Origin of the sequence: Devosia sp. YR412, from assembly GCF_900110945.1 — a bacterium.
Classification (GTDB): Bacteria; Pseudomonadota; Alphaproteobacteria; order Rhizobiales; family Devosiaceae; genus Devosia.
Window position 1 is genome coordinate 32,803 of record NZ_FOFL01000001.1, and the last position, 19,072, is coordinate 51,874.

General features: G+C 62.6%; 22 protein-coding genes and 1 tRNA gene. 16 read left to right on the forward strand and 7 right to left on the reverse strand.

The features are described from left to right. The first annotated feature begins 102 nt into the window (after window positions 1-102). From tsaB to BM045_RS00160, 5 genes are all read left to right on the forward strand, one after another. Window positions 103-705 carry a tRNA (adenosine(37)-N6)-threonylcarbamoyltransferase complex dimerization subunit type 1 TsaB gene (tsaB, locus tag BM045_RS00140; RefSeq protein ID WP_092178999.1) on the forward strand — a complete coding sequence of 201 codons (603 nt, stop codon included), beginning with the start codon at window positions 103-105 and terminating at the stop codon, window positions 703-705. Then, the gene (rimI, locus tag BM045_RS00145; RefSeq protein ID WP_092179000.1) at window positions 702-1,181 is read left to right on the forward strand and encodes a ribosomal protein S18-alanine N-acetyltransferase; all 480 of its coding nucleotides are present in this window, start codon (window positions 702-704) and stop codon (window positions 1,179-1,181) included. The genes tsaB and rimI overlap by 4 nt, the downstream gene beginning before the upstream one ends. 90 nt (window positions 1,182-1,271) lie before the next feature. After that, on the forward strand, window positions 1,272-1,661 hold the full coding sequence (locus BM045_RS00150; protein ID WP_092180684.1) for a Fur family transcriptional regulator: 390 nt from the start codon (window positions 1,272-1,274) through the stop codon (window positions 1,659-1,661). Further along, window positions 1,658-2,464, forward strand: coding sequence for a lysophospholipid acyltransferase family protein (locus tag BM045_RS00155; RefSeq protein ID WP_092179001.1), 807 nt, complete (start codon window positions 1,658-1,660; stop codon window positions 2,462-2,464). The genes BM045_RS00150 and BM045_RS00155 overlap by 4 nt, the downstream gene beginning before the upstream one ends. 84 nt (window positions 2,465-2,548) lie before the next feature. Beyond that, window positions 2,549-2,797: a hypothetical protein gene (locus BM045_RS00160; RefSeq protein ID WP_092179002.1), complete on the forward strand. Its 249-nt coding sequence runs from the start codon at window positions 2,549-2,551 to the stop codon at window positions 2,795-2,797. On the opposite strand, the gene BM045_RS00165 is transcribed toward BM045_RS00160, so the two are convergent. From BM045_RS00165 to BM045_RS00195, 7 genes are all read right to left on the reverse strand, one after another. Continuing rightward, window positions 2,794-3,045, reverse strand: a complete 252-nt coding sequence (locus BM045_RS00165) for a hypothetical protein (protein WP_139198657.1) — start codon at window positions 3,043-3,045, stop codon at window positions 2,794-2,796. The two genes, BM045_RS00160 and BM045_RS00165, sit on opposite strands and share 4 nt — an antisense overlap. A gap of 143 nt (window positions 3,046-3,188) precedes the next feature. Then, window positions 3,189-4,499, reverse strand: coding sequence for a nicotinate phosphoribosyltransferase (gene pncB / locus BM045_RS00170; RefSeq protein WP_092179004.1), 1,311 nt, complete (start codon window positions 4,497-4,499; stop codon window positions 3,189-3,191). An 84-nt stretch (window positions 4,500-4,583) separates the two neighbouring features. Next, the gene (locus BM045_RS00175) at window positions 4,584-5,723 is read right to left on the reverse strand and encodes a winged helix-turn-helix domain-containing protein (protein WP_092179005.1); all 1,140 of its coding nucleotides are present in this window, start codon (window positions 5,721-5,723) and stop codon (window positions 4,584-4,586) included. Window positions 5,724-5,776: 53 nt separating this feature from the next. Then, window positions 5,777-7,486 carry an alpha/beta hydrolase gene (locus BM045_RS00180; RefSeq protein WP_092179006.1) on the reverse strand — a complete coding sequence of 570 codons (1,710 nt, stop codon included), beginning with the start codon at window positions 7,484-7,486 and terminating at the stop codon, window positions 5,777-5,779. Continuing rightward, window positions 7,486-8,076, reverse strand: a complete 591-nt coding sequence (locus BM045_RS00185) for an exopolysaccharide biosynthesis protein (protein WP_170848304.1) — start codon at window positions 8,074-8,076, stop codon at window positions 7,486-7,488. Before BM045_RS00185 ends, BM045_RS00180 begins: the two co-directional genes overlap by 1 nt. A 147-nt stretch (window positions 8,077-8,223) precedes the next feature. Further along, window positions 8,224-8,299 (reverse strand) — tRNA-Ala (locus tag BM045_RS00190). Window positions 8,300-8,439: 140 nt separating this feature from the next. Next, window positions 8,440-8,847, reverse strand: coding sequence for a TIGR02300 family protein (locus BM045_RS00195; protein WP_092179008.1), 408 nt, complete (start codon window positions 8,845-8,847; stop codon window positions 8,440-8,442). A gap of 161 nt (window positions 8,848-9,008) precedes the next feature. Between BM045_RS00195 and aroA the strand changes: the two genes are divergently transcribed. From aroA to accD, 11 genes are all read left to right on the forward strand, one after another. Next, complete coding sequence (gene aroA, locus BM045_RS00200; protein ID WP_092179009.1) at window positions 9,009-10,379, forward strand: 3-phosphoshikimate 1-carboxyvinyltransferase; 1,371 nt, start codon at window positions 9,009-9,011, stop codon at window positions 10,377-10,379. Beyond that, window positions 10,376-11,014, forward strand: coding sequence for a (d)CMP kinase (locus BM045_RS00205; protein ID WP_092179010.1), 639 nt, complete (start codon window positions 10,376-10,378; stop codon window positions 11,012-11,014). Before aroA ends, BM045_RS00205 begins: the two co-directional genes overlap by 4 nt. Window positions 11,015-11,180: 166 nt before the next feature. Further along, window positions 11,181-12,899, forward strand: a complete 1,719-nt coding sequence (gene rpsA / locus BM045_RS00210) for a 30S ribosomal protein S1 (protein WP_092179011.1) — start codon at window positions 11,181-11,183, stop codon at window positions 12,897-12,899. A gap of 86 nt (window positions 12,900-12,985) precedes the next feature. Further along, a complete protein-coding gene (locus BM045_RS00215; RefSeq protein ID WP_092179012.1) occupies window positions 12,986-13,474 on the forward strand; it encodes a GNAT family N-acetyltransferase in 489 nt (162 codons plus the stop codon). Between the two features lie 59 nt (window positions 13,475-13,533). After that, a complete protein-coding gene (gene sppA, locus BM045_RS00220) occupies window positions 13,534-14,475 on the forward strand; it encodes a signal peptide peptidase SppA (RefSeq protein WP_092179013.1) in 942 nt (313 codons plus the stop codon). A gap of 38 nt (window positions 14,476-14,513) precedes the next feature. Beyond that, the gene (locus BM045_RS00225; protein WP_035099264.1) at window positions 14,514-14,795 is read left to right on the forward strand and encodes an integration host factor subunit beta; all 282 of its coding nucleotides are present in this window, start codon (window positions 14,514-14,516) and stop codon (window positions 14,793-14,795) included. Between the two features lie 31 nt (window positions 14,796-14,826). Then, complete coding sequence (locus BM045_RS00230; RefSeq protein WP_244522826.1) at window positions 14,827-15,189, forward strand: lipopolysaccharide assembly protein LapA domain-containing protein; 363 nt, start codon at window positions 14,827-14,829, stop codon at window positions 15,187-15,189. Window positions 15,190-15,197: 8 nt separating this feature from the next. Continuing rightward, window positions 15,198-15,845, forward strand: a complete 648-nt coding sequence (locus BM045_RS00235; protein ID WP_092179014.1) for a phosphoribosylanthranilate isomerase — start codon at window positions 15,198-15,200, stop codon at window positions 15,843-15,845. Window positions 15,846-15,900: 55 nt separating this feature from the next. Continuing rightward, window positions 15,901-17,118 carry a tryptophan synthase subunit beta gene (trpB, locus tag BM045_RS00240; RefSeq protein WP_170848305.1) on the forward strand — a complete coding sequence of 406 codons (1,218 nt, stop codon included), beginning with the start codon at window positions 15,901-15,903 and terminating at the stop codon, window positions 17,116-17,118. A 3-nt stretch (window positions 17,119-17,121) separates the two neighbouring features. Next, complete coding sequence (gene trpA / locus BM045_RS00245; RefSeq protein WP_092179016.1) at window positions 17,122-17,943, forward strand: tryptophan synthase subunit alpha; 822 nt, start codon at window positions 17,122-17,124, stop codon at window positions 17,941-17,943. A 107-nt stretch (window positions 17,944-18,050) separates the two neighbouring features. Further along, a complete protein-coding gene (gene accD / locus BM045_RS00250) occupies window positions 18,051-19,031 on the forward strand; it encodes an acetyl-CoA carboxylase, carboxyltransferase subunit beta (protein WP_092179017.1) in 981 nt (326 codons plus the stop codon). Window positions 19,032-19,072: the final 41 nt, after the last annotated feature.

The window sequence follows — 19,072 nt, forward strand, 5'->3', positions numbered from 1 at the left end:
TCGGCGAATCAGGACGCATGCCGCAAGCTCGCTCCCGGGGGCAGGGGCGTCAAGGCGGATGGCAGGCTCGACACTGGCGCTGCGCGGCGCTAGAGCGGAGCCATGAGCATCACCCTCGCCATCGATACCGCCGCGCCCCGCCTGCAACTTGCCCTGTTGCTGGATGACGGTCGGGTGGATGTCTCGGTCGACGAGATCGCCACCGGTCACGCCGAACTGATCTTCGAGCGCATCGCAACCCTGCTGGCGCGCAATAGCGTGGCCTATTCTGACCTCGAGCGCGTCGTGACCACCACGGGCCCCGGCTCCTTCACCGGCCTGCGCATCGGCCTTTCGGCAGCGCGCGGCATTGGTCTGGCGCGATCCATTCCCGTGGTTGGCTTGTCGAGCCTTGTCGCGCTGTCGCTGACCGCCGAAGGGCCGGTGATCGTGCTGCTCGATGCGCGGCGCGACGAGGCCTATTTCCAGATGTTTGCCGCTCCGGCCCAGCCGACGACGCCGGGCGAATTGCTACCCATGGTTATCGCCCAGGCGGCCGTGGTGCCAGGCGTGGAACTGGTGCAATCCAACGTGGTCGATATCGCGGCCCTGGCCCGCTATGGCGCCACACTTGATCCGGACCACAACCCGCCGGAGCCCAATTATATCCGCGACGCCGATGCCAAGCCACAGACGGCGGCGCGCATCGAAAGGCGCAATCCATGATCAAGCTCTGGATGGCGCCGGGGGGCCTGCATATCGAGCCGGGCAAGATGGGCGATGCGAAAGATCTGGCGCGCATCCATGCGCAAGGCTTTTATCGTGGCTGGCCGGCCGGCGAATTCGAGGGATTTCTCGCCGAAGCCAATACCCCGGTCTATGTCGCCTGCGATGCCAAGCGGCGCATTGCCGGCTTTGCGCTGATCCGGGTGGTCGAGGACGAATCTGAACTCCTGACCATTGCCGTCGATCCGAAATGGCGCGGCAAGCGCGTCGGCGAAGCGCTGCTCAGGGCGGTGTTCGACGACCTGTTGCTGACGCCTGCCAAGCGGATGTTTCTCGAGGTCAGTGAAGAGAATGCCGCGGCGATCAAGCTCTATACGCGACAGGGCTTTGCGACGATTTCCAGCCGCAAGGGCTATTATGCCAAGGCCGATGGCTCGGCGGCGACTGCGCTTGTCATGGCCCGCGATCTTGGGTAACCCGGTTCTATCGAAGGACCGGCGCGGAGGCCACGCGTGAGCAAAAGCCATACTGACCCGACGCTGGAAGAGGCTTGCGTCGCCAAGGGCATGCGGATGACCGACCAGCGTCGCGTCATCGCCCGGGTGATCGAACAGGCGGCCGACCATCCCGATGTGGAAGAGCTGTATCGCCGCGCCTCGGCGGTGGATGACCGCATTTCGCTCTCGACCGTCTATCGCACGGTCAACCTCTTCGAAGAGGCTGGCCTCGTCACCAAGCATGATTTCAAGGACGGCCGCGCCCGCTTCGAGCTGATCCCCGACGAACACCATGACCATCTGATCGACATCCGAAGCGGCGCCGTCATCGAATTCCGCAATGAGGAAATCGAGGCGATCCAGGAGGTCATTGCCAAGCGCCTGGGCTATCGGCTGGTCGATCACCGGCTCGAACTTTATGCCGTTCCCATCGAAGGCTCCGACAAAACCAGAAAATGATCTTCCGCGTCCTGTTCTTTGTGTTTGTGTTCGTGCCCGTCATGATCGTGATCATACCGGCACAGGCGCTGATCAATGCGCTGAAGCTGCCATTCTGGAACGTGCTGCCGCGCTTTTTCCATCGCATCGGCTGCATTTTCCTCGGGCTGCGCGTCACGCTGATCGGCCAGCCGGCGACCGGGCGGGCGACCCTGTTGGTGTCTAACCACATTTCCTGGACCGATATCGTCGCCGTAGGCTCGGTGGCCGACGTGACCTTTGTCGCCAAGCGCGAAGTGGGCGACTGGTTCTTCGTCGGCATGATGGCGCGGTTGCAGAAGACTATTTTCGTTGACCGCACGCGCCGCTCCGATGCCGGCCGCACCGCGTCCGAAATGGGCCAGCATATGGCCAGTGGCAATGCGGTATTGCTGTTTGCCGAGGGCCAGAGCGATATAGGCACCCATGTGCTGCCCTTCCGCTCGGCCCTGGTCGGGGCGGCGCAGCATGCCATGATCGAGGCAGGCGCAAGGAATGTGCTGATCCAGCCGCTGACCATTGCCTATACCAGATTGCAGGGCCTGCCGGTCAGCCGCAACGAGCGCGGGCTGATCGCCTGGATCAAGTCCAAGTCGGTCAAACAGAATATCAGGGAAATCCTCGGCGGACCGGTCAAGCATGTCACGGTCGCCTTCGGCACGCCGCGCCCACTCAGCCAGAGCGATAATCGCAAGCTCGTCACCAAGGCGGCCGAAGATGACGTCCGCGCCATGCTGGTGGCACTCAACCGTGGCCAGAAACTGCCGACAAACCCGGATCGCTAAAACTTTACGTGGTAATCCTAATGTCGGCTTCCGGTTGGCCGTTAAGCTTTCGTTAGCTATCACCGCTCCAACAAGGAGTGCGGTATGGCTTGGGAATTGCTGGCGATCTGGCTGATCGTGACGGGTGCGGTAATCTGGTTCATCCGCGATGAGCGCCGTCGCAGGTCCGAGGCGCATGTGGCGCGCGCCGCTCGTTACTATGCCCATGCCCCCAAATATCGCCATGTGCCGGCCGAGCTGCGCAATGCGCCCCTGCCGCCACAGCCGACTGGCGGGCTGACCGAAGCCCAGCGCGCCTTTTTCAAGGCCTTCCGCAACAGCCAGCCCAGCTAGGACTTTTCGAGGTTGGACTTGAGCCGCGCGATGATATCGGCGGCCTTGAGCATCATCGCCATGTCGATATCGGCATCGCTGGCGTCTGCCGAGATGTCGGCCCAGACCGGGATGGCGAGCTCATGAGTTTGTTCTGTCGCGCCCAGCGTTTCGGAGAGCACAGCGCGAACATGGCCGGTGATGCGCCCGGCCAGGCGTGGATGTGCCTGCTTGTCGCGGACACTGATGTCGATTAGCTGCAAAGTCATATCGGCCCCAGGTGGAGCCCCCTGCCCAGACCGTTAAATCGGCTTGGTTGACAAGACGTTAACGAGCGTCTTGGGCGACAGTTTCTCCACCGACAGGAATGGTTTAACCGCAGGGCGGTTCCATCGCCAGTCCGTAGAATTAGCTAGACCTTCACCGCGTGTTCCACCCGCCCGGCATCGCCGAAGATCTTGATGTAGCGAGCGATTTCCTGGGGCGTGCCGGTGGCTTTTGCCGGATTGTCGCTCAGTTTGACAGCGGCGTGGCCGTCGGCTTCGCTGACCTTGGCTACGATGGAAATCGGATCAAGCGCCAGATTGGGCCCGTCGGGCGCGCAGCCTTCGAAGTCATTGGTCAGATTGGTGCCCCAGCCAAAGGCCATGCGCACCTTGCCGTCGAAATGCAGATAGGCTTCCTCGATCATGTCGACGTCGAGCCCGTCGGAGAAGATCAAGAGCTTCTCGCGCGGATCGCGGCCGCGGCTCTTCCACCAGGCAATGATCTTTTCGCCGCCCTCAATGGCCGGCGCCGAATCGGGGCGGAAGCCGGTCCAGTCGGCCACCCAGTCGGGCGCATCGCGCAGGAATGAATCGGTGCCGAAGGCGTCGGGCAAAACGATCTTGAGATTGCCGCCGTAGTAGCTCTCCCAGTCCTGCAGCACCTGATAGGGCGCGGCGCGCAGGGCGTCGTCGGTGCGGGCCAGGGCGGCGAGGACCATGGGCAGCTCATGGGCATTGGTGCCCAAGGCTTCGAGGTCATTGTCCATAGCGAGCTTGACATTGGAGGTGCCGGTAAAGGCATCGCCAATGCCTTCCTTCAGCGCCTCGACGCACCACCGCTGCCACAGGAAGCTATGGCGGCGGCGGGTGCCGAAATCGGAGATCTTGAGTTCAGGCAGTTTTTGCAGCCGCTCGACCTTTTCCCACATCTTGGCTTTGGCGCGGGCATATAGCACGTCGAGCGCAAAGGGCCCGTAATGCTTCATCGCGGCACGGCTCCGAAGCTCGTTGATGATGGCCAGCGCCGGGATTTCCCACATCGTGGTTTCGAGCCAGAGGCCAGGAAATTCCAGCACAAACTGCCCGTCGCGCTTTTCGAGGCGATAGTCGGGCAGGTGGAAATCTTCCAGCCACTTGAGGAAGGCCGGCTCGAAAATCTGCTTGGAGCCGTAAAAGCTGTTGCCGGCCAGCCAGATCATTTCCTTCTTGGTGAAGCGGAGCGTGCGGCAATGGTCGAGCTGGGCGCGCAGCTCGTCGATATCGATCTCTTCGGCCAGCTTGACCGATTTGGTGCGATTGATCAGCGAGAAGGTGGCATCGACCTTGGGATAAAGGCCCCAGATCATCTGCAGCATCAAAAGCTTGTAGAAATCGGTATCGAGCAGGCTGCGCACGATAGGATCGAGCTTCCAGGTGTGGTTATACACCCGCCGCGCAATGTCGGTATAAGTCGCCATGAAAGTCCCCACTTCGCGGCAAGGCTTTTACGCTGCCGGCGACGGGATGGAAAGCCGACCCAGGCAAAAGCCGTTCGGTGCGGCTCAATCGCCCAACTGAAACCGCTCGAACCGTCCCAAGGCCTCATCCACCGCCGCCGTGCCCTCTACCCCGATCTCCTCCAGCGCTGTCCATTTCTGGATCAGCAATTTTCCCGCCTGGCGGTCGGTCTTGAGGTCAATGGCCGCGACCACCCGGTCGCCCATCAGCACCGGCAGGGCGAAATAGCCGAGCTTGCGCTTTTCGGCAGGTAGATAGGCCTCGAACAGGTGATCGTAGCCGAACAGCAGTTTCAGCCGCTTGCGCTGGATGATCAGCGGGTCGAAGGGCGACAGGATATGGACGAGACTCGGCGGTTCGCTGGCCACTGTTTTCAGCGTCGCCGGCTCGGCCCAGTGCGGCACTTTCTCGGCGCCCTCGATAGTCACGGGCACCAGCAGCTTGCGCCGCACCCGGCTATCGATCAGCTCCTTCACTGCCGCCTTGCTGGGCGCATCGAGATGGCAGATCGAATCAAGGCTCACAAGCCCCTGGCTGCGCAGCGCACGGTCGAGCTTATAGGCAATGATTTGCCGCTCGGTCGCCGGTTTCGGCAGGCTATTGAAATGCCGGGTCATCAGGTCATAGGTCTTCACCATGCCCTGTCGCGCGCCGATGGTGACGAGGCCCTGGTAGAACATCATCTCCAGCACGCGCTTGCTTGGCTTGCGGCTGGCCCAGGGGTGGTTCTTGTCCACCAGCTCGTCGTCGCCGATATCGCGGATCGACAGCGGCCCCTCGCTGCGCAAGCGCTTGAGCATTTTCCTCGATTCGTCCGGCGTCACCGAGCCGAACCAGCGGCCGGGATTGGCGCGATGCTGTTTCATCGCCGGGATGAAATAGCCCATATCCGCCGTCGGCACATAGCTCAACGCATGCGTCCAATATTCGAACACCGACTTGTCGGCCGATTGCACCTGGGTGAGATCAACCCTTCGATAGTCGGGAATGCGCGACCACAGGATATGATGGTGGCAGCGTTCCACCACATTAATCGTATCGATCTGCACATAGCCCAGATGGGCAATCGTTGCGCGTACCGCCTCCGGCCCGGCGCCGAACGGGTCGGCGCTGTCGAGCTTCTGCGCCGCGATCCAGATGTGGCGGGCGCGGGCCTGGTCGATGCTGACGGGCGCTTTGGGCAAGGGGAAGGTCCGAATCTGGCTGGGCCGAGCTTGAAGGCTCGCTCCCTTCCGCGTCAATCCGTGGCAGCAGTACGAAACCAGCCGCCTTCGATAACCTGCAGCTCGCCATGCCGCGACAGGCGCTGGCGCAGCGTCGAAATATCGGTCTCGCTCAAACCGTCGCTGCCGGTGATCTGCACCCAGGCGTCGAAATAGTCCTGCGGCGCATAGACATGGCCAAAGCCGATTGGGGACGTCTGGGCCAGCGCCATGTCGAGCAGCAGCTGCAGGAAGGTTACCACCGGATACCAGTCGAGCAGCGGCGAAATCCCCTCGGCGCGCGGTCCGGTGAGCCAGACCGGCGCGCGATAGAGCATTGAGGGTTCGAAGAAGACGATCGGATCGCTCGGATATTGCAGGAACACCGTGCGTAGGGGACCCCACGGCCTGGTGTCGCCGACCAGGTCGCCAAAGCCGTTGGAAAAGCGCACCACCGATCCGTCGCCGATTTCGGGGTGCCACCAGGGCGAGCCGGGATCGCGGTTGGCCGTGGTGTCGCGCCAGGCCTCGCTGGCAAAGGGCGTGCCGACGAACAGCGCGCCATCAAAGGGGTCGGCAAGAATGTCGTAAAGCGAACTGGACGCGATCGAACTATAGGCGCCAAGGCTCAACCCATGCAGGTAAAGCCGCGGCCGCGCGTCGCGCGGCATCATGGTCCAGCGTTCATAGACGGCATTGAACAGGGCGCGGGCCGTCTCGACCCCGACATCGGGCTCGGAAACCAGCGATAGCCAACTGGTCAGATAGGAATATTGCACGGCGACGCTGGCCACATCGCCGCCATGCAGCACTTCCAGCGTATCCACGGCAGCCGGCTCCACCCAGCCGGTGCCCACCGGCATGATCAGCACCAGCACCGAGCGATCAAAGGCGCCGACCCGATCCATTTCGGCCAGGGCCAGCGCGGCGCGGTCTGTCGGCGTTTCAGCCGAGCGCAGGCCGACATAGACCCGCAAGGGCTCGACCGCCGGCCGGCCGGTTAGTGCGGCAATTTCATCCTGAGTCGGGCCTGACTGCACATAGATGCGCGCATCGAGGCCGATCGTATCCCAATCGACCAGCGAAGCGGCGCTGCCCGAGCGCAGCGGATCGATGGGCGCTTCGGCATAGCTGCCGGCCAGCGTGTCGAGATTGGCGTAAAAGCGGTCGGCGGCATAAAGCAGGCCACGCCCCACCACGCCCTGGCCGATGGTCGCGGCAAGCAGGCCAATAGCCAGAATTGCCCCGGCCAGCGCCACGCGGCGCGGGATCACCCGGCGTAGCCGGCGCGACAGCCATTGCACGCCATGCACCAGCACGGTGCCCAGTCCGATCAGCAGGGCCGCCGGCAGCACGGCTATGGCGGCGACCAGCACGGGTTGCTGCGCCTCGACATCGGCCACGCCCATTTCGGCACGGATGGAATTCTGCCAGCCGGTCGAAAACCACAGGAAGACCAAGGCCAGCACGAGGCAGCCCAGCGCGGTAAGCCGACCGATCCAGCTGGCGAGCCGCGGGCTCGACCATTTGAGCTCGAGATAATCCCACAGCCATTCGAGAAACACCCCGATGCCATAGCCGGCCGCAAAGGCGCAGCCACAGAGAACGCCCTGGGTGACGAAGTGGCGGGGAATCAGCGACGGCGTCAGCGACAGGGCAAAAAACAACAGGCCCAGCAGCCAGCCTCCGGTCGAGACCCGATCGAGCTGGTGCAGCAGCAGGGTTTGGAGCCGCCCCGTGCGCATCAGCCGAGCATCGTCGTGGCGAGGAGGCTGGCGCCCCAGATGGCGCCGCCGGCAATACCCAGGCCGATCAGCGCAATCACCCCGCCCAGCAGCACACCTAACCCATCGTGATTGATGCGCGACACGCAGATCACGGCAATGCCAGTATTGGGCACGGCATTGATGAAGGGAATGGGGATGATCATCGGCAGGCTCACCAAGAGGATGAAGATGGCCGTCGGCACCTGCGTGCGCGGCCCGGTCAGCACGGCCAACCGTGGGCGCGAGACTTTCGCCACCAGCCCGGCAAACCATTGCATCTGCCCCATCATGCGCTCGAGCAGTTTCGGCGGCAACCGCCGCTTGCCGATCCAGCCGCCCAATTGCAGCGGTCGACCCAGCAGCGTCGCGACGGTCACCGTCATGATGGTGATCGCCAGTGTGCCGCCATAGCCGGGCGGACCGGGCAGCATGTTGAGCACGCTGAGGACGAGGATCACCAGCGGATAGGAGGCATGCCCCAATAGCTCCACCAGCCCGCCGGCGGTCAGACCCTCATGGCGACGAATTTTCTCGGCAATCGCCGCAATGCTGGATTCGACTGGAGACACGGGACCTGGGATTGATCGGCGGGAGGAGTGTCACCCTGGCGACGCCACCGCACTTGGGACAACGGCAAACCAATGGCCGCCGCACCGCAATGTCATGCCGTCAACGTTAACAGTGTGCTAACGCAAAATCGATGTTGGGGAAGGAAATGGTGGAGCCTAGCGGGATCGAACCGCTGACCTCTTGCATGCCATGCAAGCGCTCTCCCAGCTGAGCTAAGGCCCCATTCCATGGGTCGTTCGGTGGGTAAACCCTTCCGAAGCGAGGCGGAACCTATTGGATGATTCCGGCTGGCGCAAGTGCCTAAATGACACTTTTTTATCTGGCCGGCTGAATGCTTCAGCCGGCCGAAAACTCAAGTCAAATCAACGGTCTTCGTCGCCGCCGACGTCAAAGCCGAGCTCGTCGTCCTCGTCTTCGTCTTCCTCGAGGAACACGTCGGCTTCGTCCTCGCCGAGCTCTTCATCGACCTCGACATCCTCGACGTCCGGGATATCCTCGTCGCCGGCCTCTTCGGCATCGGCGTCTTCGAGCGAAACGATCTCGGGTGCTGCTGCATCCTCGACCTCTTCCTCGACTTCGTCCTCATCATCCTCGACATCGGCCTTGCGGGCGGTGGCGGGAGAAGGCTTGCCGGCGAGAACCTGCTCGAAATAGGAGCGCGGGTAGCTCTTGCCGGTATAGGGCGAGACGATCGGGTCGAGGTTGAGGTCGTAGAACTTCTTGCCCGTCTCGGGATCGGTACGTTTGGTGCCGCGTTCGGAACTGGCCATCGATGTCCCTCGTCGTGAGTTTGGGGGCTTTTGGCCCCGGTTCGGTCAGTCCGGTTAGGGAGAAACCCACGCCCTGTCAAACCGAAAATGTGGAGAGCCGCCTTGCGGTCGCGCCTTGTGGTGGTCTTGCCGCACAGACACATGCTACAGCCGGATCGCTCATGAACCAGTCGACCGCCCAAAACCCCGCGCCGCTTTCCCCGCTTGCCAGCCACGGCGCCAGCCCGCTGACCGGCTATTTCGCCACGCCCGGCGACAAGGCGATTTCCCATCGCGCGCTGATCATCGGCGCCCTGGCAGTGGGACGTACAACGGTGGAAGGGCTGCTCGATGCAGAAGATGTGCAGTCCACGGCGGCAGCGCTGCGCCAGCTCGGCGTGCGGATCGATGTGCACGATGGCGTCTGCCATGTGCATGGCCTGGGCGTCGGCGGGCTGATGCCCTCGCCGGTGCGGCTCGATCTGGGCAATTCCGGCACCGGCCTGCGCCTGCTGCTCGGTCTGCTCGCCCCCTATAATTTCGCCAGCCGTTTTACCGGTGGCCCGACCCTGACGCGCCGGCCCCTGCGGGCGCTGCTTGATGCCCTGGCACCAATTGGCGTCGGCATGGAAGAAACCGTCGAGGACGGCCTGCCGCTGACCCGGCGTGGTCCGGCTTTGCCTTTGCCGTTTCACCATGGGATGGAAGCGTCATCCGACCAGATCAAATCGGCCTTGCTGCTGGCGGCGGTGCAGATCGCCGGCACCAGCACGATCGTCGAGCCGGTGGCGACCAGCGATCACACCGAAAAGCTCTTGGCCGATTTTGGCGCGGCGATCAGCGTGACGCCGGATGATACGGGTGGCTCCACCATTTCCATCACCGGTCTCGTCGAGCTGCGCCCGCGCCATCTGGTGGTCCCTGGCGATCCGGCCTCGGCCGGCTATGCCGTTGTCGCGGCGCTGATCGTGCCGGGTTCGGACCTGGTGGTCGAGAATGTGCTGATCAATCCGACGCGCACCGGGCTGATCGATACGCTGCTCGAAATGGGTGGCGATATCCAGTTCACCAATCAGCGCGAGGTTGGCGGCGAGCATGTCGCAGACTTGCGGGTGCGCTCGTCGCGGCTCAAGGGCATTCGTGTGACCGCCGACCATGCGGCGATGATGCTGGATGACATTCCTACACTGGCGGTGGCGGCCGCCTTTGCCCAAGGCGAAACCGTCATCGAGGGGATTGCCGAGCTGCGCCACCAGGAATGCGACCGTCTGGCCGCGACCGCTGCCGGGCTGGCGGCCAACAAGGTCACGGTCAGCGAGGGTGAAGACAGCCTCACCATCGGCGGTGGCGAGGGCAAGGTGAATGGCGGCGGCAAGGTCGAAAGCCGCTCCGATCATCGCATCGCCATGAGCTTTCTTGTGTTGGGCCTTGCCAGCAAGCACAAGGTGACCGTGGACGATACCAATGCCATTGCCGCGAGCTTTCCCGGCTTTGTGGCGGCTATGACCGCAGTGGGCGGGCGCTTCGAGACCGTAAAGGGCAAAAAGTCATGATCATTGCTGTCGATGGACCGGCCGCTTCAGGCAAGGGCACGCTGGCCTCGGGCCTCGCCCGTCACTATGGCCTGCCCCATCTCGATACAGGCCTGCTCTATCGCGCGGTCGGCCGGGCTGTGGAGGCCTATGAAAATGATGCCGATTTCGAGCAGCGCGCCATTGCGGCAGCGCAGACGCTGGATGAAAACGACATCGAGCCTGAATATCTGCAGTCGGCGCGGATCGGCTCTTTGGCCAGCAAGGTGGCGGTGATCGGCGCGGTGCGTTCGGCGCTGTTTGAATACCAGCGCGATTTCGCCACCCAGGAGGGCGGCGCTGTGCTGGATGGGCGCGATATCGGTACCCAGATTGCGCCGGAAGCCGATGTGAAGCTCTTCATCCAGGCCGACAGTAAGGCGCGCATGGAACGCCGCGCGCGGCAGTTCGAAGCGCGCGGCCAAGTGGTTGACCGTTACGCGCTCTATCACCAGATAGAAGAGCGGGATGCGCGCGACATGCTCAATCCCAATGGCGGCTTCTACAAAGCGGACGACGCGCACTTGCTCGATACGACGCTTCTCGATATAGAGGCCGCACTCCGCGCAGCCATCGCGATTGTCGATGGGACCATGACAGGCAAGGCAGGGCTCTAAAGCTCAATTCCAACCTTGACTGTCCGGCCCCGACTTTCACCGAGCGAGGCCAGCGGAAACATATCCAAATCAACCTTTCGATCGGGCGCTCGCGCGCCGGCATTCCCTTTGGAATGGCGGGTTTCCGGTCTTCAACCTCAAGCCCCCGGTGCAACGGAGAAGATATTTGGCACAGCAAACTGTGACGAAAGAAGACTTTGAATCGCTGCTGATGGACTCGTTTGTCGACAACGAGCCGCTAGAGGGTGCCGTCGTCAAGGGCACCGTCGTTGCGATCGAAAAGGATCTCGCGATCATCGACGTCGGTCTCAAGACCGAAGGCCGTATCGCGCTCAAGGAATTCGGCCAGGCTGGCCGTGACGGCACCATCAAGGTCGGCTCGATCGTCGAGGTCTATGTCGACCGCGTCGAAAACGCTGCCGGTGAAGCCGTTCTGTCGCGCGAGAAGGCTCGCCGCGAAGAGAGCTGGGTCAAGCTCGAAGAGATGTACAACGCCAACGAGCGCGTTGAAGGCACCATCTTCAACCAGGTCAAGGGTGGTTTCACCGTCGATCTGGAAGGCGCCATTGCCTTCCTGCCGCGTTCGCAGGTCGACATCCGCCCGATCCGCGATATTGCACCGCTGATGAACGTGCTGCAGCCGTTCCAGATTCTCAAGATGGACAAGCGTCGCGGCAATATCGTCGTCTCACGTCGCGCCATTCTCGAAGAATCGCGTGCTGAACAGCGTTCGGAAATCGTCCAGCAGCTCGAAGAGGGCCAGGTTGTCGACGGCGTGGTCAAGAACATCACCGATTACGGTGCGTTCGTTGATCTCGGCGGCATCGACGGCCTGCTGCACGTCACCGATATCGCTTGGCGTCGTGTCAACCACCCGTCCGAAGTGCTGACGATCGGCGAGACCATCAAGGTCCAGATCGTTCGCATCAACCACGAGTCTCACCGTATCTCGCTGGGCATGAAGCAGCTTCAGGCTGATCCGTGGGATGGTATCGAAGCCAAGTACCCGATCGAGGCCAAGTTCACCGGCCGCGTCACCAACATCACCGACTACGGTGCTTTTGTTGAGCTCGAGCCCGGCATCGAAGGCCTGATCCACGTCTCTGAAATGAGCTGGACCAAGAAGAACGTCCACCCCGGCAAGATCGTCTCGACCTCCCAGGAAGTCGAAGTCGTCGTGCTCGAAGTGGATCCGGACAAGCGCCGCATCTCGCTCGGCCTCAAGCAGACCCTGGCAAACCCATGGGAAAGCTTCGCCGAGAAGTTCCCGGTTGGCTCGACCATCGAAGGCGAAGTCAAGAACAAGACCGAATTCGGCCTGTTCATCGGCCTCGACGGCGATGTGGACGGCATGGTTCACCTCAGCGATCTCGATTGGCAGAAGTCGGGCGAAGTGGCCCTTGAGGACTACAACCGCGGTGACATGGTTTCGGCCAAGGTCCTCGATGTTGACGTCGAAAAGGAACGCATCAGCCTTGGCATCAAGCAGCTGGCAACCGGCGAGACCACCTCGTCGGCCATCGGTGCCGACGCTGGCGAGACCGGCGGCATCCGCAAGGGTGGCGTGGTGACCGGCACGGTTATCGAGGTCAACGATGGGGGCATTGAAGTCCGTATAGCCGACACCGAGATGACCGCCTTCATCCGTCGTGCCGATCTCAGCCGCGACCGCAACGACCAGCGCCCGGAGCGTTTCTCCAAGGGTGAAAAGGTCGACGCTCGCGTCACCCAGTACGATCGCAAGACTTCCCGCATCCAGCTCTCGATCAAGGCGCTCGAAATCGCCGAAGAGAAGGAAGCTGTCGCCAACTACGGTTCGTCCGATTCGGGCGCATCGCTGGGCGATATCCTGGGCGCAGCCCTCAAGGACCGCGACACCAAGTAATTGGTGAACGGATTCTGAACGAATAAGAGAGGCCCGCGCTTCACAGCGTGGGCCTTTTCCTTTCTAACCAGATTATGAGACGAGCAATGCACTGGCGGGCCATGACCACGCTCGACCTGCCAGCGGTCGAAACAATTGCTGCAATCGTTCACCCGGCGTTTCCCGAAGACCTCGCCGTCTTTGCCGAACGCCAGCGGCTCTATCCGGCCGGCACGCAATTGCTGGAAATGAATGGCCAGCCGGCGGGCTATATCCTCTCGCATCCCTGGATCTTCGGCGACCTGCCGGCGCTCAATGCGCAACTGGGCAGCATCTCGGCCAATGCCGATACCTATTACGTCCACGACCTGGCGCTGCTCAACGCGGCGCGCGGCACCGGCGCCGCGGCGATGATTGTCGGTGACGTGCTGCGCCATGCCCGGCTGGCCGGTTTTCCCAGCGTCAGCCTCGTCGCCGTCAACGGCTCGCTGCCCTTCTGGTACAAGCATGGTTTCCGCGCGGTTGCTGCCCCGCAATTAGCGGACAAGCTGGCGAGCTATGAACCTGCCGCCCGGCTGATGTCTAGAAGCTTCTGACTTGCCAAACCGGGTGGGGCAACCTACCGGGTCATGTATCGCCAAAGCCCGATGCCGAGATGACCGACCAGACCCCCAGCCCGCACACGATCATTGCCGCCGAGACCTATCGCAAGTCGCGCGGGCTGTGGCGCGTGCTGGCCTTTATCGCTCTGGCGATTGCCATTATCGTCGGCCTGGGCCGCTTTGCCCTGCCCGAGGGCAAGTCGGGCGTCTATGTGGCACGGCTAGTGATCGACGGCACGATTGCAACTGATCCAGAGCGGCTTGAGGCGATCCAGAAGCTCGCCGAGGATGATGCGGTCAAAGCGGTGATTGTCGCCATCAATTCGCCCGGCGGCACCACCGCCGGTGGCGAGGAGCTGTACGAGGCCTTAGGCCAGCTCCGGGCAACCAAGCCGACCGTCGCCGTGATCAAGGAACTCGGCGCTTCCGCCGCTTATATGACCGCCATTGCCACCGATCGCATCTTTGCCAGGCGCCTCTCCATCGTCGGCTCGATCGGCGTGCTGTATCAGCACGTCAATGCCGGCAAGCTGCTCGACACCATTGGCATCGACTTCGACAAGGTGGCCTCCGGCCCGCTCAAGGCCGAGCCGGATTTTGACGAGCCGATGGAAGGCGCACCCCGCGCGTCGATTGCTGCGCTGGTCGACGACAGTTTCCAGTGGTTCGTTGATGTGGTGGCGGAACGGCGCGACATGCCGCGCCCGGCAGCGCTGGCTCTGGCCGACGGGCGCATCGTGACCGGCCGGGTGGGCGTAGAAACCGGGCTGATCGACGAGATCGGCGGCGAGCTGGAGGCTCTGGCCTGGCTTGAGGCTGAACAGGATCTTGCCGAGGATATCGAGGTGGTGACGGTTTATCCTGAGCCTGAGCAGGGATTTAACCTCCTGGGTACGGTGCTGGGCGGGCAGGCCCGTGCGGCGCTGGGCTTGCCGGATGGTCCCATCACGCTTGACGGGCTGGTTTCGCTTTGGCAGGTTGGCACGCGCTCCTGATCCTTGGGGCTCTGAGACGGCGGCAATTGGAGCCTGGGATGATCAAGTCGGAACTCGTCGAGAAACTGGCGGCGGAAAATCCGCATCTGTTTCAGCGCGATATCGAGAATATCGTCAATGCCATCCTCGATGAGATCGGCGACGCCATGGCGCGCGGCGATCGTGTCGAGTTGCGCGGCTTCGGCGCCTTTTCGGTGAAGAACCGCCCCGCCCGTGTCGGCCGCAATCCGCGCACCGGCGAACAGGTCGATGTGGGCGAAAAGTATGTGCCGCAGTTCAAGGCCGGCAAGGAAATCCGCGAACGGTTGAACCGTTCGTAACGGGGCAAAGCTCCAACGGACAAAGCGACTAATGGCCAATAGAATCGTCGGTTGGGTAATCCTTGTCCCGCTTTGCCTGGGACTGATCCTGTTTGCCCTGGCCAACCGGCATTTCGTCGCAATCAATTTCAATCCTTTTGCCAGTGTCGATGCTGCGCTTGCGCCCGGTTATGGCGTGCCGCTCTTCGTGGTGCTCTATGTCGTGCTGCTGGTCGGTGTGTTGCTCGGCGGCATTGCCACCTGGTTTGCCCAGAGCCGGCATCGCCGTGGCGAAAAGCACTGGCGCCGCGAAGCGCATCAGCTCAATGGCGAGCTGGAGGCCCTGCGCCGCAATCATGGCCTCGCCCCATCCGGCGCCAAGGCCGACGTCGATGACCTCCTGGAGTTGCGCTGAGCGACACAATGGCCGAACCTCTCGTCATCAAGATTTGCGGTATCAAGACCCTCGACCTGCTGGAAACCACCATTGCGGCCGGTGCCGATATGGTGGGTTTCGTGCATTTCGTCCGTTCGCCGCGCCATGTGTCGATCGAAGACATCGCCACGCTGATTTCGGCGGCACGCGGTCGCATCGAAACCTGCGTGCTGCTGGTAAATCCGGATAATAGCTGCGTGGCTGAAGTGGCGGCGCTGGGTCCTGACTGGATCCAGTTGCATGGCCCGGAATCGCCGCACCGTGTCGAGGCCATCCGGGCCGAAGCCGGCGTCGAAATCATGAAGGCCGTGCCTATCGGTTCGGCCGAAGACGTGCGGCATGTCGCCGATTTTGTCGATGTCGCCGACCGCATCCTGGTCGATGCCAAGCCGCCCAAGGGCGCCGATCGACCGGGCGGTCTGGGTGAGACCTTCGACTGGGCACTGCTTGAAACCCTTGACCCGTCCGTGCCCTTCATGCTTTCCGGTGGCCTGACGCCGCAGACCGTCGCCGAGGCCATAAGAACCGTCCGTCCCTTTGGGGTGGATGTGTCGTCAGGGGTCGAAAGCGCGCCGGGCGTCAAGGACAAAAAGCTGATCGAGGCATTCATCCGAAACGCCCGCGCAGCCGTATAAGCCTAGCCCTTCGGTCCATTGGCCGGATGCGGCCGACATTCGAAGGATAGCAGCAGTGGACACCACCGGCATCAATTCCCTGCGCAATGGACCTGATGAAGAGGGACGTTTCGGGATCTATGGCGGACGCTTCGTCGCCGAGACACTGATGCCGCTGGTGCTCGATCTCGAGCGTGAATATCGCGCCGCAAAGCTCGATCCTGCCTTCAAGGCAGAACTGGGCGACCTTTCGACCCATTATGCCGGCCGGCCGAGCCCGTTGTATTTCGCCAAGCGCCTGACTGATCATCTGGGCGGCGCCAAGGTCTGGTTCAAGCGCGAAGAACTCAACCATACCGGCAGCCACAAGATCAACAATTGCCTCGGCCAGATTCTGCTGGCCAAGCGCATGGGCAAGACGCGCGTCATCGCCGAAACCGGCGCCGGGCAGCATGGCGTTGCCACGGCGACTGTGTGCGCCAAGTTTGACCTGCCCTGCACGATTTTCATGGGCGCCACCGACGTCGAGCGGCAGATGCCCAATGTGTTGCGCATGAAGATGCTGGGCGCCGAAGTGCGCCCCGTCACGGCCGGTGCCGGCACGCTCAAGGATGCCATGAACGAGGCGCTGCGTGACTGGGTCACTAATGTCGAGACGACCTATTACCTGATCGGCACCGCGGCGGGCCCGCACCCCTATCCGGAAATGGTCCGCGACTTCCAGTCGGTGATCGGCAGCGAAATCAAGGAACAGTTCCAGGCGTCCGAAGGCCAGCTGCCCGACGCCGTGGTCGCCTGTGTCGGCGGTGGCTCCAATGCCATCGGCAGTTTCCATGCCTTCCTCGATGATCCGAGCGTTGCGCTATATGGCGCCGAGGCCGGCGGCCATGGCATCGACACCGAGAATGGTCATGCGGCGTCGATGACCGGCGGCCGCCCCGGTGTGCTGCATGGCAACCGCACCTATCTGCTACAGGACAAGGACGGGCAGATTCTCGAAGGCCATTCGATCTCGGCCGGCCTCGACTATCCCGGTGTCGGTCCTGAACATTCGTTCCTCCATGACAGCAAGCGCGTGACCTATGCGCCGATCACCGATGCCGAGGCGCTGGAAGCCTTCCAGCTCTGCACGCGAATGGAGGGCATTATCCCGGCGCTGGAATCTGCGCATGGCCTGGCGCAGCTGATGAAGGTCGCGCCGACCATGGATAAGGATCAGTCGATCGTGCTGTGCCTTTCTGGGCGTGGTGACAAGGACGTCGAGAGCGTCGGTAAATATCTGGGGCTGCTGTAGACCATGTCGCGTATCGAAAAGCGTTTCGCCGAATGCAAGGCAGCCGGTCGCCCGGCCCTCGTCACCTATGTCATGGCCGGTGATCCCGATCTCGCCACCAGCCAGGCCATCATGGAAGCCTTGCCGCAGGCCGGCTCGGACATCATCGAATTCGGCATGCCGTTTTCCGACCCGATGGCCGATGGCGTTGCCATTCAGCTCGGCGGCCAGCGCGCGCTGGCTGGCGGCATGACACTGCGCGGCGTGCTCGACATGGTCGAGACCTTCCGCCGCAAGGACGAAAATACCCCGATCGTTCTGATGGGCTATTACAACCCGATCTATATCTTTGGCGTCGACAATTTCATCGCCGCGGCCAAGCACGCCGGCGTTGACGGTCTGATCATCGTCGACCTGCCGCCCGAGGAAGATGACGAGCTCTGCATTCCGGCGCTCAAGGCTGGCATCAACTTCATCCGCCTGACCACGCCGACCACCGACGATAAACGCCTGCCGGCCGTGCTCAAGAACACCTCGGGCTTTGTCTATTATGTGTCGATGACCGGCGTCACTGGCGCCGTGATCAAGTCGCGCGGTGCGGTGGGTGAGGCCGTGGACCGCATCAAGAGCCATACCGACCTGCCGGTCGCGGTGGGCTTCGGCATCAAGACCGCCGAGGACGCCGCCGAGATCGGCAAGCATGCCGATGGCATCGTGGTCGGCACCGTGCTGGTCGATGCCGTGGCCAAGACGCTGGTGGATGGCAAGGCGACGGACAAGACGGTCGCCGCGGTGCGCGACCTGGTCGCCGACATCTACTCCGGCGTCAAGCGCGCTCGGGGCTAAACTCTCCACAAGCTATCGGCCGCGGACTTTTGCCCTCGGCGCGTGCGCCTGATAAGAATTGCCACAATTGAACCCTAGGTGACGCAGGTCCCTTTGCGAGGCTCGCCATGAACTGGATCGACAATTTCGTCCGCCCCAAAATCCGCTCCATCCTTGGGCAGCGGCCCGATATTGCGGAAAACCTCTGGGTCAAGGACCCCGAGTCCGGCGAAATGGTGTTCTATCGCGACCTCGAAGCCAACCAGTGGGTAGTGCCCAATTCTGGCTACCACATGAAGATCAAGCCGGTGGACCGGCTCAAGACCTTCCTCGACGATGGTGCCTATGAGCTGGTGCCGGTGCCCTCCGCGCCGGCCGATCCGCTGAAATTCCGCGCCCAGAAGCGCTATGTCGACCAGCTCAAGGAAAACCGCGCCAAGACTGGCTATGATGACTCGGTCATCGTCGCTACTGGCAAGCTTTATGATCGCCCGGTCACCGTCGCCGTGCAGGATTTTGACTTCCTCGCCGGCTCGCTCGGCATGGCGGCCGGCCAGGCCATCATCACCGGTCTCGAAACCGCCGCTAATCGCAAGACGCCCTTCGTGCTCTTCGTCGCCTCGGGCGGCGCGCGCATGCAGGAGGGCGTGCTCAGCCTGATGCAGATGCCGCGCACCACGGTTGCCGTGCTGCGCCTGCGCGAAGCGGGCCTGCCGTTCTTCGTGGTGCTGACCAATCCGACCACCGGCGGCGTCACCGCCTCCTATGCCATGCTGGGCGATGTGCATCTGGCCGAGCCCGGCGCGGTTATCGGCTTTGCCGGCGCCCGCGTCATCGAGGCGACCATCCGCGAAAAGCTGCCCAAGGGCTTCCAGCGCTCGGAATATCTGCTCGAGCACGGCATGGTGGATATGGTGGTGCATCGCCACAATCTGCGCTCGACCATCGGTTCGCTGGCCTCGATCCTGACCAAGGGCGAAGCCTCGGGCGCGCTGATCAGCACGGCACCCACCGTCGCCCGGGCCAGCCTGCGCGATGCGGCTGTGGCTGCCGAAGGTGCCGATGCGGACGACCTGATCGCGCCGCCTGCCGGGGCCCACGCCGAGTAAGCATCTTTACGCGCATTTAAGGACAAATCGCCTAGCTTCGG